Origin of the sequence: Nostoc sp. (genome assembly GCF_036917095.1) — a bacterium.
In the GTDB taxonomy this organism is placed as follows: domain Bacteria; phylum Cyanobacteriota; class Cyanobacteriia; order Cyanobacteriales; family Nostocaceae; genus Nostoc.
Genome location: NZ_JBALFH010000024.1, coordinates 38679 through 56276, shown reverse-complemented (window position 1 = coordinate 56276; position 17598 = coordinate 38679). Strand labels below are relative to the sequence as shown.

At 44.0% G+C, this 17598-nt stretch carries 15 protein-coding genes; 6 read left to right on the top strand and 9 right to left on the bottom strand.

Annotation, left to right across the window (positions count from 1 at the left end; translation table 11 throughout):
* Positions 1-101: 101 nt before the first annotated feature.
* Both V7L01_RS13060 and hetZ read right to left on the bottom strand, forming a co-directional pair.
* A complete protein-coding gene (locus V7L01_RS13060; protein ID WP_335035333.1) occupies positions 102-1079 on the bottom strand; it encodes a PatU in 978 nt (325 codons plus the stop codon).
* The gene (hetZ, locus tag V7L01_RS13055) at positions 1072-2277 is read right to left on the bottom strand and encodes a heterocyst differentiation protein HetZ (protein WP_335035331.1); all 1206 of its coding nucleotides are present in this window, start codon (positions 2275-2277) and stop codon (positions 1072-1074) included. Before hetZ ends, V7L01_RS13060 begins: the two co-directional genes overlap by 8 nt.
* A gap of 204 nt (positions 2278-2481) precedes the next feature.
* Here hetZ and V7L01_RS13050 point away from each other — a divergent pair, with 204 nt between their 5' ends.
* Positions 2482-2955, top strand: a complete 474-nt coding sequence (locus tag V7L01_RS13050) for a hypothetical protein (protein ID WP_335035329.1) — start codon at positions 2482-2484, stop codon at positions 2953-2955.
* 296 nt (positions 2956-3251) lie between these two features.
* On the opposite strand, the gene sds is transcribed toward V7L01_RS13050, so the two are convergent.
* Positions 3252-4223, bottom strand: coding sequence for a solanesyl diphosphate synthase (sds, locus tag V7L01_RS13045; RefSeq protein ID WP_335035327.1), 972 nt, complete (start codon positions 4221-4223; stop codon positions 3252-3254).
* A 954-nt stretch (positions 4224-5177) separates the two neighbouring features.
* On the opposite strand from sds, the gene V7L01_RS13040 reads away from it, so the two are divergent.
* Entirely contained in the window at positions 5178-5375 is a 198-nt protein-coding gene (locus V7L01_RS13040; RefSeq protein ID WP_335035325.1) for a hypothetical protein, read from the top strand.
* Positions 5376-5590: 215 nt separating this feature from the next.
* On the opposite strand, the gene murI is transcribed toward V7L01_RS13040, so the two are convergent.
* From murI to V7L01_RS13015, 5 genes are all read right to left on the bottom strand, one after another.
* Entirely contained in the window at positions 5591-6454 is an 864-nt protein-coding gene (murI, locus tag V7L01_RS13035) for a glutamate racemase (RefSeq protein WP_335035323.1), read from the bottom strand.
* 129 nt (positions 6455-6583) lie between these two features.
* A complete protein-coding gene (locus V7L01_RS13030) occupies positions 6584-8485 on the bottom strand; it encodes an N-acetylmuramoyl-L-alanine amidase (protein WP_335035321.1) in 1902 nt (633 codons plus the stop codon).
* Between the two features lie 315 nt (positions 8486-8800).
* Positions 8801-10678, bottom strand: a complete 1878-nt coding sequence (locus V7L01_RS13025) for an N-acetylmuramoyl-L-alanine amidase (RefSeq protein ID WP_335035319.1) — start codon at positions 10676-10678, stop codon at positions 8801-8803.
* A gap of 597 nt (positions 10679-11275) precedes the next feature.
* Entirely contained in the window at positions 11276-12754 is a 1479-nt protein-coding gene (locus tag V7L01_RS13020) for a cation:proton antiporter (RefSeq protein ID WP_335035317.1), read from the bottom strand.
* A gap of 87 nt (positions 12755-12841) precedes the next feature.
* On the bottom strand, positions 12842-13255 hold the full coding sequence (locus V7L01_RS13015) for an EVE domain-containing protein (protein WP_335035315.1): 414 nt from the start codon (positions 13253-13255) through the stop codon (positions 12842-12844).
* Between the two features lie 226 nt (positions 13256-13481).
* Between V7L01_RS13015 and V7L01_RS13010 the strand changes: the two genes are divergently transcribed.
* Positions 13482-14225, top strand: a complete 744-nt coding sequence (locus V7L01_RS13010; RefSeq protein WP_335035388.1) for an SIMPL domain-containing protein — start codon at positions 13482-13484, stop codon at positions 14223-14225.
* 73 nt (positions 14226-14298) lie between these two features.
* Here V7L01_RS13010 and V7L01_RS13005 read toward each other — a convergent pair whose 3' ends face one another.
* Positions 14299-14661, bottom strand: a complete 363-nt coding sequence (locus V7L01_RS13005; RefSeq protein WP_335035313.1) for a single-stranded DNA-binding protein — start codon at positions 14659-14661, stop codon at positions 14299-14301.
* A 373-nt stretch (positions 14662-15034) separates the two neighbouring features.
* On the opposite strand from V7L01_RS13005, the gene V7L01_RS13000 reads away from it, so the two are divergent.
* The 3 genes from V7L01_RS13000 to mreD all read left to right on the top strand — a co-directional run bounded on the left by V7L01_RS13000 (position 15035) and on the right by mreD (position 17578).
* Positions 15035-16042 carry a rod shape-determining protein gene (locus V7L01_RS13000; RefSeq protein WP_335035311.1) on the top strand — a complete coding sequence of 336 codons (1008 nt, stop codon included), beginning with the start codon at positions 15035-15037 and terminating at the stop codon, positions 16040-16042.
* Positions 16043-16143: 101 nt separating this feature from the next.
* Entirely contained in the window at positions 16144-16938 is a 795-nt protein-coding gene (mreC, locus tag V7L01_RS12995; RefSeq protein ID WP_335035309.1) for a rod shape-determining protein MreC, read from the top strand.
* 25 nt (positions 16939-16963) lie between these two features.
* Positions 16964-17578 carry a rod shape-determining protein MreD gene (mreD, locus tag V7L01_RS12990; RefSeq protein ID WP_335035307.1) on the top strand — a complete coding sequence of 205 codons (615 nt, stop codon included), beginning with the start codon at positions 16964-16966 and terminating at the stop codon, positions 17576-17578.
* Positions 17579-17598 lie beyond the last annotated feature (20 nt).

Genomic DNA, 17598 nt, shown 5'->3' with positions numbered 1-17598 from the left:
GACACCCTAATGACCGTTTGTTGAAAAATAGGATAAGCTTCAAAACCAGGAAAATCTTCTTAATATATATCGACGTAGTGTGCTAGCGGTGGCAATTTAAACTAAATTGTCGGACTAATGACAAACAACAACGACTGTTGGTCTATTTCTGGAAACTCAATTTCCAGAGTATAAATTGGGTTAAGTTGCTCGCAGCCTAACTCTACACTTAGGTCTCCCGAAGTCGAAGATGTTGTCATTGCTAAGGTGCCACTTCCCCGCAGTGTCAAAGTTCCTTTAACAGGTAACTCAGCCTGAACAAGTAACTTCGTAAGTTTACCTACAGACTGATACTCTACTCTAATGTTCAAAGTACCGACACTAGTTAACCATTGTCTTTCTACCACTGGACTAGTTGCAGAAAGTGGTAGAGTCAAATTTTCTAGCAGTTGTTTAGCTGCTAGTAACGACAAAGCCATCTGTTGACGCGGTTGTAAATCCGAGTAATCGCTCTGAATATTAGGTATTGTCTCCAGAGTATTTACAGAACGATAGGTGCTTCTTAGCACCAATCCAGCTATGTCGTTTAATGCTTGAGACTCGTTGGGAAAAAAGTTCTCCACTACCTGAACTAATTTTGCCCCCAGCGGTACAGAAGATGTCACCAACGCCTGACACTGTTCTAGCAATTGCCGGAAAACTCTCTCCGGCAAGGGATGCGGCAGGTTTAGCTTCGCCTGTTGTGCCATCCACCCCCAGCTAGGAACGAGTGTCATTGACGGCTCGTCAACAAAATCGGGATAGTCGATTAATTGTGTTTCCCAGGGAAACAACGGTGGGTGGTCTTGGATTTGGACTTGTAACCGACGCTTAAGGACGGCTTGGAAACGATCTTGCACAGTAGGAATTTCTCCCAGTTGAAAGGCCTGGGGCGTTCCTCCCAATTTTGACTCACTGCTTTTTGAAGCAGTGGCTTCCTTGAGGAGGTTTTCTACCCCGTCATTTTCCTCGCATTCTACCGATTGCTCGTTATTTTTGACATTATCTGTCAATAACCAATCGAGACACTGAGATTGTAAGGATTCTGAGTCACTATTCATGAGTAGATGCACCCGATCCGGACACTAATGAGTTACGAATTTCCCAAGCTTGCTCAAGAATCTTAAACCACCGTTTTTGAAGTTGTGCCATTGACAGCCCTAAAGTTTTTGCTATTTTTTCATCGGCTTGTCCTTGTTGTTTCAACTCTAATAAAGACCGTTGCTTATTGTCCAGCTGTGCTGTGTATACTTGCCATTGCTGGGGAGTTAAGCCCAAATTGGTGTGTAAAGAAGCTTCCAGCCATTCGTGAACCAATTCCCAACGGTGTAACAAGGCAAACCGAATCAAATGATACTTAAAGCGCTGCTGCAAATAATCTCTCTGACGCGGGGTTAAACCTAAAACCGACTCAATTTCCTGTGCTGATAGATCCTGGAGGCGGAGGGAAAAGTAATCAGCGCAGTCAGATTGTTGCCGTTGTTCGAGATAATTCATTAATTCCGTAACGACAACAGAGCGCAAGGTGTCTTCTTCGGGTTCGGGTTCGGCTTGCGTTGCCATTGTGGAACGCAATTGATGCACTGCTGGTTCTTCCCAAGAACCGTCGGCTTCATTATTGCTGCCTTCTGCGGCTTGTTCTATGTCTACGCTGGTTTCCGGGGGCTGCTGTTGGGAAAAAGTTTGCGCCCGCAGAATAATTAGCTGCTGCTGCCGACCTGGTAAGGGAATGCGTCGCTTGCCGTAGCGCTCGGTAAATGCCATATACTCAGACAATTCTAAAAGCGTCTGAGGGCGATAAGTTGCACCGAGTTGATTTTCTCGCCGGAAAGCGTTCAATGCCTCCAGATAAAAACTTTGGAGGAAATCTTCAATTATAGTCAGCCGCCCTTGGTAGCTCAATTGCCTCTGAGGGGGATTAATATATCGATAAATAATTGCACTCAGAGTACTGTGTAATTCTACCCTGCCCCGATTTGAACCCAACTGATAGTACCTGAGACACTGTTGCAGCCGATGCCGAGCCAGGCTCATTGCCGAGCTTTCTACAGATCCAGAAGCTTGAATACGTTTGCTTTCATGACAAATCCGGTAGACTTCGGTAGTAATACGTGTTGCTACATCGTGGCAGTTCTGTTCCGAAGCTTTAGTTGACTGCTGAAACTCCTTGGACAGGAGTTGAAAGATCGCCTCCACGCCTGTAGAATTTTCTCCCAGAATAGTTGCAGATGGAATAGTTGCGGTTGCGGCTGAATTCATAGTCTCGGTTTTCAAAAGACCCTAACTTACTTAAATACAACCTGTAGGACTGTGGGTATTGGCTTTTTTGGTTTTACGTATAAGCTAAACGCAGACCAATCCTAGATTTAGGATATGGCTGATTTTATTATTCCCAACTTTGATGGGATTGTTCGCACTTGATAGATGTTATTGCCATTACCCAGGAGCCGTATACAAGTCATTATGGATTTAGAAGCACAAATTCAATTGCTGATTGACAATGCACCCCGCGATGGTATAACACCAAATCTGATTGCAGCAATTGCTCCTGCCCTTAGAGCGATCGCTCAAAAATTACGCTACTCCCAGTACTATATTCTCCAAAATTCGGAATCAAGCTGGGTTCTAACTACATTGAGCAATCGTGCTAATCCAGGATTGGAAAAGCGTGTGGTTTACGCTTTTCCTACCATACAGGATGTCTCTCTAATTTCCCCTGCTGGGCTTGACCCTCAAATGCTAGCTAAAATTATTCCTGTCACCCATATTTTGTTCCAACTGGTGGCATTAGAACCCGTAGATAGTATCGTTTTTTTGGAGACGCCGGGTAAGACCACTCATACCGTTGAAGTTCGGCGAACTGACCTAGAAAAACTGATGCAGAAACAGTTACGACAACAGCGATCGCCTAAACAGATACCCCCTGATATTGCATAGAAAAAATTTGGATGTGGGGTTGTTTAGCTACAATCCCACATCCAAATTTTTAAATCTCAAATTCGTTTGAAAAAGTTTTTAATGGAAAGAAATTAATTCCAGTTACTACCCTTTTAGTTCTTTAAAGAACCAGGCGATCGGTTTAACTTTCTGCCTAATCTAAAATCAGTTAACAAACAGTTATCAGCGAACATTTTTCAAAATTTAGCTTACCATTAAGCCAAATTACCCCATCTAAAAACAGATGGTAGGTTTCGCTTGGCATCTAAAACCCGATTTTTTACCTATTAACTGATTTAATAGAGGCGACTTAGTGTGTACTCAGCTATGTTAATCAATGCCTGATGAGATTCTGAGGCTGGGAGAACTGCAAGATGTTCAATCGCTAACTTAGCATGGTGAGCAGCTAAATCTCGTGCCTGCTGTATACCTTGACTATCTTGAATTAATTCCAGTGCTTGCTCTAAATCCCCTTCTTGAGCAAACTCTCGGTCAATCAGCACTTCTAAGGATGGTTTTTCGGCTAAAGCAAATAAAACGGGTGCAGTCAGATTACCACTTTTAAGATCCGAACCCACTGGTTTACCCAAGGTATCTGTTGTACTGGTGAAATCTAGAATGTCGTCAACAATTTGAAACGCTATACCAAAATGACGACCGTAGCTATACATATGCTCAACAGTTTCTCGCGAGACTTCGCTGAGTAACCCAGCAGCTTTAGAACTGTTGGCGATTAATGAAGCTGTTTTGTAATAACTCTTTTGGAGGTAAGTTTCAATAGAGATGCCACCATCAAAACGATTCAGTCCCTGCTGGATTTCCCCAGTAGCCAGATCCATAATCACTTCTGAAAGCAGTTTCACCACCTCCAAATTGTCCAAGTTTGCTAAATACCAGGACGATTGGGCAAAGAGAAAATCTCCTGCTAATATGGCAATGCGGTTGCCGAACACACTATGAACGGTAGGAACGCCTCGCCGCACGTCTGATTCATCTACCACATCGTCATGTACCAAGCTTGCTGTGTGAATCATTTCTGTAATCTCAGCTAGGCGGCGATGACGTGGTGTAATGTCTTGCTCTAACATTGTTGCCCGCGATATTAACAAGACAATTGCTGGTCTGATACGCTTTCCCCCAGCTCCGAATAAATGTTCGGCTGCTGCAAACAGAATGGGGTGGCGGTTTCCAACTAGCTGTTTTAGGTTATCTGCTAGTAGTCGCAGGTCTGCTTCCACAGGGTTAAACATGGAGGTGGCTGGGGTCATGGATGGGCGGACTCTGACTTAGGTTACGAAAGTTTACATATCCTATACTCATTTTAAGATAACCCTGTGCCAGCGCAAAATTTTCATAAAGTAATCTCATAATTCATGAGTCTATCGGTAGATAATTAAGCTTACTGGCACGTTTATCAATAAGCAATTATGCTTATCTTATGAAAATTCCGGCTTTAAAATAACTTAAAATATGAATTTTCAGTAGATGGGAAAAAATATCAGCTTAAATTATGTTAATTACTTTCTCCGTACAGCTTTCCCGACACAGAGCAAAACATAGTTTAAGCAATATTACTTATTGACAAAATAGATAGGGTGTGGATTTGTCGCTAATGGGTAAGACTAAATTTCTCCAGGACTGAAGTGTAGCTATTCAAAAAATTTGAAATTTAGCAGTCGAGTAAGCTCAAAATTCAGGGTCGTTGTGTTACGCTAAAATATAGGAATTTTAAATTTTTCAGATATTCACACCCCAAAAGTAGGTCACCTACTAGTTGATTTTACTGAGTTGGGAATGTGAGTCTAAAATAACTAGTCGTAGCTTAGATTAGAGGAATTATTCCTTTTATTTTGCCTACGATAAGCGAAACTTCTGGTTTGGAGCTATGCCATATCCCTATGGGAAGCAGCTACACGTCTTCAGCGCACGTTGAGCGCCAGCATGGCTCTTTTTACAGCAGTTTGAGCGAAAATAAAGCAGATCGAGTAGACCGCTGAGAATCGTAGTTTTAGATTGCTAAACGGCAACCTAACTGCTGTGAGGTCTATGGTCTGCAAGAAGTCGCATTGCATTAGATAATAAATTCTTTGTCCGTAGAGAATTATCTCTCTATAGGTAATTTTACCATAGGAAACTACAGCCATCAAGAATGCACTTGCTTGGCTGAGGTTCTACTAATTTTATGGAATTTTATATTCGTTTAGAAGGGTGCTAGTAGAACAATGATTTACGGAAGTATACCTATGATGATTTTTATTTTAGCGTCTGGATATTTATTCACAGTCTACCTGTTATTAGCACTGGCGAAGCGAACGGGTACAAAGACTGTTACTGCAAATTTCCCTCCATCTACCGAAGGAAAACACAAGCAGGAAATATCAGTAAGGGCAAAGGTGACTCAAGCAGTTAATAGTCAATAGTCATTTGTCATTTGTCCTTTGTCCTTGGTCATTTGTTTTGGTTAAAGGACTAAGGACTAATACCAATTCTGTATGAAGACGGCCCAAACTTATGAGGAACGAAGACCGAAAGCGGCTTGCTATAGGCTACCACAAAGGCACAAACAAAGAAATAAGAAGTCAAGAAGGTTTGGCGCAACCTCACAAAGAAATGGTATAAGGACAAATTAGTTTTATTAGAGTTGGGAAATAGCAGTATCAGTGAAGCAAACCTCTTCAACCATTGGCGTATAGCCTAGCCACTGCACTCCTGACTGGGAAAACTGTTGCGGACAACCGCTGACAGCGAAGCGAGTAGGCAGTGGGAGGTGAGTATTTCTTAAGCCTAGTAAGTCTAGCTCTTGGGCGCAAGCTGCCACAACATGAACAGCTGGATCGACCAGTTGGACTTGAGAGGGGAGAAGCGATCGCAATACAGGTGTAAGGTGGGGATAATGGGTACAGCCGTGGACTAAGGTGTCAATTTCCTGCTCTAATAAAGGCTCTAAGTAGGCTCGTGCTACTTCAGCAGTATAGGGGTCATGAATGCGATTTTGCTCAATGAGTGGCACAAACTCTGGACATCCAACTTGCCAGACTTGGACATCAGGAGCAATTTCAAGTATGGCGTGCTTATAAGCATTACTCTTGGCTGTAGCTGGAGTAGCAATTACACCAATACGTCTTCCTTGCTGCACCGCAGCTTTTGCACCCGGCAAGATTACTCCCAAAATGGGTATGCTGAATTCTTGACGCACAGTTTCTAGGGCTAGGGCAGAACTGGTGTTGCAAGCCATAATCACCATTTTTACCTGCTGCTGTTGTAGCCAGGTAAGAATTTCACGCGTAAATTGTAAAATTTCTGATTGTGAGCGAATTCCGTAAGGAAGTCGAGCTGTATCCCCAAAGTAAACAATTGATTCATTGGGGAGTTGCCGATATAGTTGTCGCAGTACAGTCAGTCCACCCACACCACTATCAAAGATGCCAATTGGGGCACGCTGGGGTTCTTGCTCGGAAAAATCGTCAAGATTCCCTTCAAAGATGGAAGAAGAATACACAGGCAGATATTGAGTTAAGTTTTTGGATTTAAAATACAGAATCTAGCAGAGAATCTCCAAATTGACCACTAAATTCTGCACGTAAAAGAAGTTTAAATACTACCTCTTTAAATAGTAATTTGTACTATATTACCTCTGCTGTAAGTATTTTAAGATGCCGCGAGCGATCGCTTCTGCCATCCGATTTTGATACTCTCGTGTTCCTAATCTAGGATTATCCTCGTAACCAGTCATATAGCCTGTTTCCACTAAAATGGAAGGCATGGAGCTTTTCCTGAGAACGTAGAATCTGGCTTTGCGGGTTCCCCGGTCTTTGATAGTACCGATATTCTGGAGGATGCTCTTGCGAACTACTTCAGCTAGACCATAACCGCTGTCGTAATAATATACTTCTAACCCATTGACATCAGGGCGATTATCAACAGAATTAGCGTGAATGCTGACAAACAAAGTCGCATTAACTCGCTCGGCAATGTCTACCCGTCCCTGAAGTTCTACGAAAAAGTCAGCATCCCGCGTTAGCACCGCTTGTACACCATTTTGCTCTAAAATTGCTGCGACCCTTTTACCAATAGGCAGAATTACATCCTTTTCTAACAATCCGCCCAAACCAGGAGCACCTGAGTCTTTTCCACCATGTCCTGGGTCAAGAACTACTAGCAATTTGCCTCTGGGAACTGAGGGGCGTGGTTGTGTTTGGGAGATTGGACGGGGATTATCTGTGGGGTTTGGGAATTGTCCTTGGTTTATTGATGGTAGGGGAGGTAAAAGAATGGGCGGTGTAATGCTACCAGCGCGTTGTAATTCTAAAGCCAAAAGCTGGTCGCCAACCTGGTTGAGTTCCCCAATTTGCACTCCGGCTGCTGGTTGAACCAAGACGGTGACAGTATTGGGTTGTTTTGGTTGCAGGCGGACTCGCAGGATAGGGCTATTAGCATTAAAAGTAGGGCCTGTAACTTTCGGAGCTAACTGAGCATTGTTGATAGTGATGCGGAACAGGCCAGAGGTTCTATCCCAGCCTCCTGTAGCAGATAAAGTTTGGTCGGCTCTAATCAGCAGTTGTGTGCCATTATTAGCCAGTTCCACAGACTGAATGGTAGCAGGTGAGGCGTTAGCAGATGGTATAGGGCGTGGACTGTTACCTCCAGGTAACTGGGCAACGCCACGACTGGGTATAACCACAAAACCACCAACACTGCTAGTGGTTGCTCGCCAATTTGGACTATTTTCGTTCACCTGTAAAGTTAGGCGAACAATAGATGGGCTGGTTTGCAGTTGGGTGAACTGGATACGGCTGACACCATAGCGATTAATCGGCAAATCCCGCTGCTCTAGACTTGGTGATAAAGTAGCACCAGTAATATCGATGTTAATTGCTCTTAGATCGTTGCTACGATTTACTTGAATTTGAGGATTACCACCGTTGGTGCGGATGAAAAAACCATCCCCTGTGACTTGTAAGTTCTCAATTTGAGTAACCCTGGCGACCATCATTCCGTTTTTAGGTGGATTGACAGGGCTTGCTGTAACTACATTGTAAATATTTCTTGGGGAGAAGACTGGTGGAGGTGTTTTCGGTGAAGTTTCTGTTGCTATAGCTTGTTCTTGTTGCCCCCCAGTATTTATTGAGGGGACATTTTCGGCTTCTGGCGTGGGTAATTGTACTGTCCAGCGATCGCCAGTTGTAGCTACAAATTGCACTCGTTTGGGGTCAAGAGTATAACCAGCAGTCAATTCAACGACTATGCGCGTTGTTTGCTCGTCAAACTGCCCAACACGGATAGAACGAATTGCACCACCCACCTGTTGGGTTAGCTGCGGACGCCCAAATGTGGTTCCTGGCAAATCAATTACTAGCCGAGTGGGGTTAAAAATTAATTGTGCTTGGGGTTGAACATTCCCTAAAGTATTAATTTCTAGCTTGTTTTGATTAGCATCAAAACGCCAAGATTCAAGTTTCGTGGCCATTGCCGGCGACGATAGCATGAAGATAGTTCCAATAGTACTGGATAGTAACCAGTGTAATTTCACAGTCCTTTCTCCTGATTCACATTCATGGGAGCCGTCAACATCTCAACATATTGGCAAATCCTCACACCGTCACCGACCACACTTGAGTTTTGCGCTGTTATTAAGACACAGCTAATGGCGTAAAATATAGCACGCTCCTTTGATTTTGCCATGCCATCCATTAGCTCAGATAAATTTGACTTGCAAAGCATCAGATGACAATAACAAAGAAGCTACTCTTGTCCCGCCGCAAGAATACTTAAATTGTTTTACTACTAAATTGGATAAAAATGGTAAAGATTAGATGTATTTACTCAATAATTTCGACTAAATTACTTATCTTCTCTTTAGATACTGAAGGACACCACGAGCGATCGCTTCTGCCATTTGATTTTGGTAAGCTGAAGTTCTGAGCCTAGCCATATCCTGCCGACCAGTCATATAACCCGTTTCCACGAGAATGGAGGGCATAGAACTTTTTCTGAGGACATAAAATCTGGCTCGCCGCACTCCCCTGTCTCTGATATTCAGGCTTTGGAGAATACTGCTATGGACAGTGCGAGCTAAACCCAAACCACTGTCGTAATAATACGTTTCCAAGCCATTAACATCGGGACGACTCGCACCTGCCGAATTAGCGTGGATGCTCACAAACACATCAGCATTAGCTCTCTCTGCTAATTGCACCCGTCCCGGAAGGGTAACAAAATAGTCAGAATCTCGCGTCATAATTACTTGTACGCCATTTTGCTGCAAAATCTGAGCGAGTTTCTTACCAATAGGCAAGATAACATCCTTTTCGCGTGCACCCCCAATACCAACTGCTCCAGAGTCTTTACCGCCATGTCCGGGGTCAATGATGACTACCACTCGCCCATTGCTAACTCGGCGTTGTGGTTGAACTGAGGGCAGGGGATTGGGATTGTTTGGATCTGGGAAAGGGCCGCGGTTTGGCGGTGGTAGTCCAGGCAAAGCAAAGGGTGGTCTTCCGGGCAGGGCGACAACTCGCCGAGAGCCTTGTATTGGTAAAGCTAAAAGCTGGTCGCCGATTTGCTTTGGTTGCCCAATTTGCACTCCGGCTGCTGGTTGAACTAACACAACGACAGTGTTGCTTCCTTGGGGTTGCAGACGTACCCGAAGAATGGGGCTATTGGCAGCAAAAGTAGGGCCTGTAACTCTGGGAGCTAATTTAGCATTAGTAATTGTGACACGGAACAAACCAGAGGATCTATCCCAGATTCCAGTGGCAGATAAAGTTTGGTCGCCTCTAATTAGCAATTGTGTGCCATTATCAGCCAGTTGCACAGACTCAATTGTTGCTGGCGAGTTGTTGGCAGATGGTGTAGTGGGAAAAGAAGCCGATTCTGACTGATTGCCCAAATTATTACTTCCAGGCAATCTGACAACGCGACTAGGTAGAACTACCAAACCATCGCCGTTACTATTAGTTGCTCGCCAGTCTGGGCTATTTTTATCTACCCGCAAAGTCAGGCGGACGCCAGGAGGTTGGGTTTGTAATTGGGTAAATTCGACGCGACTAACACCATGTTTGTTAACAGATATTTTATTTTGTTGGGTTAGACGTGGTGATAAAGATGCACCAGAAATATCCATAAAGATAGCGGTGCGATCGCGGCTGCGAATTACCTGAATCGGAGGATTACCACCGCTGGTGCGGATGAACAACCCATCGCCTGTTACTTGTAAGTTTTCAATTTGAGTCGCCCCTCGTGTAGTAGTGGCAACCCTTGAAATCGCAGGTTGAGGTTCAGAGTCTGGAGTGACTACACTGTAAGCGCTTCTGGGTGATGAAGCAACTTTCTCGACTTCTGGTCTAGGCAATTGCACTGTCCAGCGATCGCCAGTTGTACCAACAAATTGCACTCGTTTGGGGTCTAAAGTATAACCAGGAGCCAGTTCGACAACTATACGTGTTGTTTCTGTATCAAACTGCCCAACACGGATCGAGCGAATTCCACTGCCCACTTGTTGGGTTAGCTGCGGACGCCCAAACGTGGTTCCTGGCAAATCAATTACCAGCCGAGTCGGGTTGAAAATTAGTTGTGCCTGGGGTTGAACTGCTCCCACAGTATTAATTTCCAGCCTGTTTTGATTGGCATCAAAGCGCCAAGATTCAAGCCTCGCAGCCATTACCGGCGACGAGAGCATGAAGATAGTTCCAATAGTGCTGGGTAGCAACCAGTGTAATTTCACAGTCCTTTCTCCTAATTCACGTTCACGCGAGCCGTCAATATCTCAACTCATTGGTAAATCATCACACCGTCACCACCTAAACTTGACCTTTGATGCCTTTTTTGATTTTTTAAGCTGGTATAAAGACACGCTTAAATCAGTTATGGGTTTCATATTGGGTCTAAATCCCCATGTGAAATTTTCCACCTTTAGAGGTAGTAACTCTGACTCATAAGGAACCTAGAAAACTAATAACTGATAACCGTTCACTGATAACTGTTTTTTGTTTGTTGCCATCAATGCACTAACTAAATAATTCCCATTACTGTCAAACGATCTAGCAAAATTTATGGGTATTACTCCCTAATTACCTGGAAAATATTCAGATAAAGGCCTACAAGCCAAGAAGAGTGATTAGAAATAAATAACATTCCGAATGCTGGTAGAAATTATAAACAAACGATTATTCTACAATCACACGGGACGCAAATTTGGGAATAGAAGTTTCCACTAAGCAATCGTAAAATCTTAAAAGCACGGTGATAGTACTGAATTCAGAGTCCTGAGTTCTGAGTAATTTGTGCTCAGAACTCAGTAAGCATTTACCTAAGAATTTGATTAGCGATCGCCAGATTCTGGGGTTACTTCCAAATTGCCACTGTCATTTGATGTTGGCACCATCGACTGAGGTGGTTCAATTACCAACGAAGTCCCAGAAGAACCGTCTAAAATCAGTTGGTCTGAGCCTGCATCCACGGTTTTTGGATCTGGAAATACAAATCGTAACAAGGGAGGAGCTAAAAAGGTTGTCAAGATAACCATCATGATAATTGCCGCTCCTAATGGTTTCGAGAGAGCGCCACTGGCTGCGCCGACACCAGCAAACACCAGCCCGACTTCGCCTCTAGGAATCATCCCCACACCGATCGCTAAACGGTTAATTCCCGGTTGACCAAACACGCTCAAGCCTGTGATTACTTTACCGAGAATGGCTACTGCGATCAGGAAAGTTGCCATAATTAGACCTTCTCGATTATCGGGAATTGCTGGGTTTAAAACTCCCAAATCGGTTTTTGCCCCAACAGTGACAAAGAAAATTGGCACTAACATATCGGCAATGGGACAGACTTGCGTTTGTAGTTCTTTGCGCTTATCTGTCTCTTCTAAAACTAAACCTGCGGCAAAAGCTCCGAGAATTGCTTCTAACTGGATGACGGCGGCAAGGTATGCCATAGCAAAAGCGAAGATGAATGCTGGTATTACCAGTCCACCGCGTGTCTTGAGTTTATCAGCGATCGCCACAAAGGACTTATTGAAAACATTACCTAGTAGAATTGCTCCCAAAATAAAACCAGTGGCGCTGATAATCAAATAAATGACTTTGCTGACATCCACCACGCCATCTTTAGCTAGGCTGGCAACTACCGCTAAAACGATGATTCCCAGAACGTCGTCAATTACGGCAGCACCCAAAATAATCTGCCCTTCTTTAGAATTGAGCCGCCCCAATTCTGACAGCACTTTGGAAGTAATACCAATACTAGTGGCAGTCAAAGCCGCCCCAGCAAAAATTGCCGGGACAGCGCTAATACCAAATAAAGTCATCAGTCCCACAGTACCAGCGGCAAAGGGTACTACTACCCCCACTATTGCTACAACAGTGGCTTGGATACCAACTGCCATTAAGTCTTTTAAATTCGACTCCAAGCCGATTTCAAACAGCAGAATAATCACACCCAATTCTGCCAAAACGGAAATGACCTCAGACTGGGCTGCAAAGACCGCTGGAGTGGCTTCAGGCGTTAAACCAGCTGTGGTTTGAAGGAACGACACGATCAAAGAGCTAGAACTGTCTGTGCCGCCTTCTGGAAACACTAAAAGGTGGAAAACAGAGATGCCAACTACCACACCACCTACGAGTTCGCCTAAGACGGGCGGTAAACCCACCTGGTTTGATAACTCTCCACCAACTTTGCTGGCGAGATAAACGACTATTAAGCTTAGTAGCACTGCTGCTACTACCATTGAACTGTCTGCGGCTTGTGTTGCGCTGGCCAGCAGAGGAAAAGTGTAGCTGATTGGATCTAACAAATGCATTGGGTTCTTTGGAAATCCTTCTCTTTGATTCTGACGCGTTTCTGAAAAACATCTATCAATGGTGGCGCAATTGGCAGCTTTAAAATCTTAATTTGTGCCATTTGTCAACTCAATCAAGCGCTGCCAGTAGACTTCCCAAACGGGGACTACAGACAGTCTTGGAAGTCGTAGCAAGTCAAAATCTGTAAATTTATTGTCCTGTTTGATTTGGGCTAGAGTGATGGGTTGGCGTACTCTTCGTAATCCCCGCACATCTACAACTGCCCGTTTGCTGTCATTGAGTGCTGGATCGATATAGGGTTGACTAACTATCTCTGCTAAACCGATGACTTGCCGTTCTTTGCCTGTGTGATAAATTAACGCCAAGTCACCAAGGAGCATGGTACGTAGATGTTTTAGGGCTAGAGGATTGTTGACTCCATCCCAAATCGTACTGCCCTCCCGTTCCAAATCGAAGTAGGAATAATTTTCCGGTTCAGTTTTCAGCAGCCAATATGCCACGACAAAATCTCCAAAAAGCCTAGTGTAATTTTTTTAGTTTCCAAAAATGTAACCATTTCAGGTTTTGACAATGGCAGTGTCAAAGTAAGAACATACAAATCGTATCTAGCGATCGCACTTGAGTTGTGAAAAACTTGTGGTGGTTGTTGACTCTCAACGGTCAATAGAAGATTGCTACATACCTTTATCAGAAACATCTGTGGATACTTTGAGGAGTGCAAATATTATGATTAGAGCCGCTTTACCCGGTTCTCAGTTTTCATCTGGAAACCTGTGGAAAATACTGCCTTTAGCCTTGCTGGTATGTACAACTTTTGCACTACCTGCGTTGGCACAAGAAAAGGATAAAATGTGGCGAACCCTTAGTGTCAGTGGTCGTGGAGTAGAAACAATTCCTACAACCTTGGCGCAGGTAAGTTTGGGAGTAGAGATTCAAGGGAAAACAGCGGAGCAGGTACAGCAAGAAGCCGCCCGCAGGTCATCGGCTGTAGTTGCCTTTCTCAAGAGCAAAAATGTGGAAAAATTACAAACTACTGGTATTCGGCTCAACCCAGTTTACAGCTACACCAATAATGTGCAGCAGATTACAGGCTATGCTGCCAATAATACCGTGAGTTTTAGAATTCCTACTGAGCAAGCTGGGACATTATTGGATGATGCAGTGAAAGCCGGTGCGACACAAATTAACGGTATCAGTTTTGTTGCGAATGATGAAGCGATCGCGGCTGCTCAAAAGCAAGCATTAAAAGAAGCTACTCAAGACGCGCGGCAGCAAGCTGATGCCGTTTTCAGTGCCTTGGGTTTTAAATCCAAAGAGATAGTGAGCATTCAAGTTAATAATGCCAGTGCGCCTCCACCACCACCCATGTTTTTACGGGCTGAGGCTGCAAAGGTAGCTGATGCTTCCACCCCTGTTGTTGGTGGCGAACAGGAAGTAGAAGCATCGGTGACGCTGCAAATTAGTTATTAGTCATTTGTCATTAGTCATTAGTCCTTTGTCATTTGTAAAGGCAAAGGACTAATAATCAATGCCCAATGCCCAATTAAAAATGTTCTGGAGACATATCTCCCGTTCCTCCGTCTCCATCTTGCCTAGAACCCAATAAGTCTACTTGGTCTACTAGAATAACTGGTTTAGAGCGGCTAACTCCTGTTTGGCGATCGCTCCAAGCCTCGAACTTCAACGAACCTTTAACGGCAATTTGTTTACCTTTTTGCACATAATTTTTTGCAAACTCTGCTGTCTTTCCCCATAGTTCCAACTCGAACCAGTCAGGTTGATCGCTGTTGCGCGATCGCCTTTTTACCGCTAGTGTCAATCTACACTTAACACTACCAGACTCAAAATATTTTATATCTGGGTCGCCGCCTACACGACCGACGAGGGTGACAACATTGATACTCATGTGCGTTACCTTTTAGTACGGGCGTACTGATTAATTTAGACTTTTATCATAGCGAATTGTGAAACACTTGAAAATAATGTGTTAAACAGTTAACAATATAGTTGACTTGAAAAATTATACACACTATTTGGAGAAACACATAAAAATATACGGATATACTAAGTTAACCAGAGAATATCAAAAAGTACGGAGCTTGAGACATACTAAATATTCCTGGGAATCATATAAAAATATAGTCTAGTTTTCTGAACTCGGGATACAAACGTAATCGAATCAAGCACGATTAACTCTTACCGTTGTAGTCAAGAAGTATCGCACATAGGGGGCTTAGAGACGCGTGGGTATTTTTAGGAACTTTCGCACATCATGGGATATGGGTATCGACCTCGGTACTGCTAACACTCTCGTTTATGTATCTGGTAAAGGTATTGTACTGCAAGAGCCTTCTGTAGTTGCTATTGATGTCAACGAAAAGGTAGCGCTAGCAGTGGGAGAAGAAGCCAAAAAAATGCTCGGTCGCACACCTGGAAATGTGATTGCCCTCCGCCCCTTGCGTGATGGTGTAATCGCTGATTTCGAGATAGCCGAGCTGATGCTGAAAAGCTTTATTCAGCGTGTAAATGAAGGCAGATCTTTAATTTTACCCAGGATTGTCATTGGTATTCCCAGTGGCGTCACAGGAGTAGAAAGGCGAGCTGTGATGGATGCAGCTCACCAAGCAGGAGCAAGAAAAGTGTATTTAATCGATGAGCCTGTAGCTGCGGCCATTGGTGCAGGACTACCTGTTGCCGAAGCTACAGGCAACATGATCATCGATATTGGTGGTGGGACAACAGAAGTTGCGGTGCTGAGTCTTCAAGGTACCGTGATCAGCGAATCAGTACGCATTGCTGGAGATGAACTGACTGAAGCGATCGTTCAATATATTAAGAAAGTTCATAATTTAGTCATTGGCGAACGTACTGCCGAGGAAATCAAGATTCGGATGGGTTCTGCCTATCCGACTAGTGATGATAATGACGCCATGATGGAAGTCCGAGGGTTACATCTGCTTTCTGGTTTACCGCGAACTGTGACAATCAAAGGGCCGGAAATCCGTGAAAGTATGTTGGAACCACTGTCAGTAATTATAGAAGCTGTGAAGCGAACATTGGAACGCACACCGCCAGAACTGGCGGCAGACATTATTGACAGAGGGATTATGTTAGCTGGTGGTGGTGCTTTGCTTAAAGGCATAGATACCCTCATTAGCCATGAAACAGGGATTATTACCCACATTGCTGCCGATCCTTTGAGCTGTGTTGTGTTGGGAACAGGTCGTGTGTTAGAAAACTTTAAACAGTTGGAACGAGTTGTCACCGAAAGCTCTCGCAATATGTAGCAAAAAAAAATATCAGACTTGAGTTCTATTTGAGTTCTATTTGGGTTCTATATAAATAGAATCCAAGTAGAACTTAATTTATTAAGTATAGAAAGGTATATATGGTTACAATACGGCGTTGGTGGGATCGTAAAGGGTTACAAATCGGGTTGTTAGCTTTAGTAGTTGGTAGCGCTTGGATGGTGCGACAGACTCAAGGTGAGCTGGTGCTTGAGACATACCAGGCAATTACTCGTCCGTTAGAGATGTTACAGTCAGGGCCAACTCCAGAAGAGCGTCTCAGAGATGCCCGGATACTGGAATTGCAAACCCGTATAGTAGATTTGGAAAGTCAAAAGACAAAGCTACAAGATTTATTAGGCTATGTGGAAAAAGAGCCATTAGCATCACGACCAGTCCCAGCACGGGTGGTAGGACGTAGTGCTGACCAATGGTGGCAACAAGTTACCCTGAATCGCGGTGCGAATGCGGGGATTCAGGAAGGCTTCATAGTCAAGGCAGAGGGCGGATTGGTGGGTTTGGTGGAGAGTGTAACTCCCAATACTAGCCGCGTGTTGTTAATCAGCGACCTCAAAAGTCAAGTGGGTGTATCAGTTAGCCGGACGGCAGCTAAAGGCGTTTTGCGAGGAGATTCTTCTGCTGAAGCAGTGCTGGAGTTTTATGAAAAAGTCCCAAATGCCAAGGTAGGAGATTTAGTTTCCACATCTACTTATAGTCAGAAATTTCCATCTGGCTTGGCAGTAGGACGAATCAAATCGCTGGATTTAAAGAAACTTCCGGCATCAGTGGCGAAGATTGAGCTTTTTCCACCAATCCGCTCTCTCGATTGGGTAGCTGTTTATCCAAAGCCAGAAAACCAAGAGTCGGCCAATCAAGTGCCGCAAAAGTCTAAGTAAATTCTTTGAAAAAATCCATAGAAAAATGAAGATTCCTGCATTTGGTAGTAGCAGGCAGAAAAAGCCAAAATCGTCAGAGCGAAAATCGAAATTCCAAATCCAGCCACTTTCTCGTTGGCATCCCGGTGTACGTAAGTTGTTGGGTTGGATAGTGACGGCTAGTTCTGTACTGTTATGTTTACTGTTATTGCCAACCCGCTTGCCAGGTATGGAATTATTGGGAATTGGCCCTAACTGGCTGTTAATTTGGGTGGTAGCTTGGAGCGTGAAGCGCAGCGTATTTGCCGGAGCATTGGCAGGTATAGTTCTGGGGCTACTTCAAGATTCAATGACATCACCTAACCCTACTCATGCCCTCAGTTTAGGTATAGTGGGAATTTTAACTGGTCTGCTCCAGAAACAGCGTTTTATCGAAGAAGATTTTATTTCGATTGCTGTAATTGTATTTGTTATGGCAGCTTTGGCAGAAACTATCTTTGGGTTGCAATTAACTTTGATAGGCGATCGCAAAGTCACAGATATTTGGACATATTATCAGCGTGTCGCCCTAGCCTCTGCCATTCTTAGTAGTCTGTGGGCACCTGTAGTCTATTATCCCCTAAATCGTTGGTGGCAGCGGATGAAATTGTTGGAGCAATAGTAAAGGGAGTTAAGAGTTAA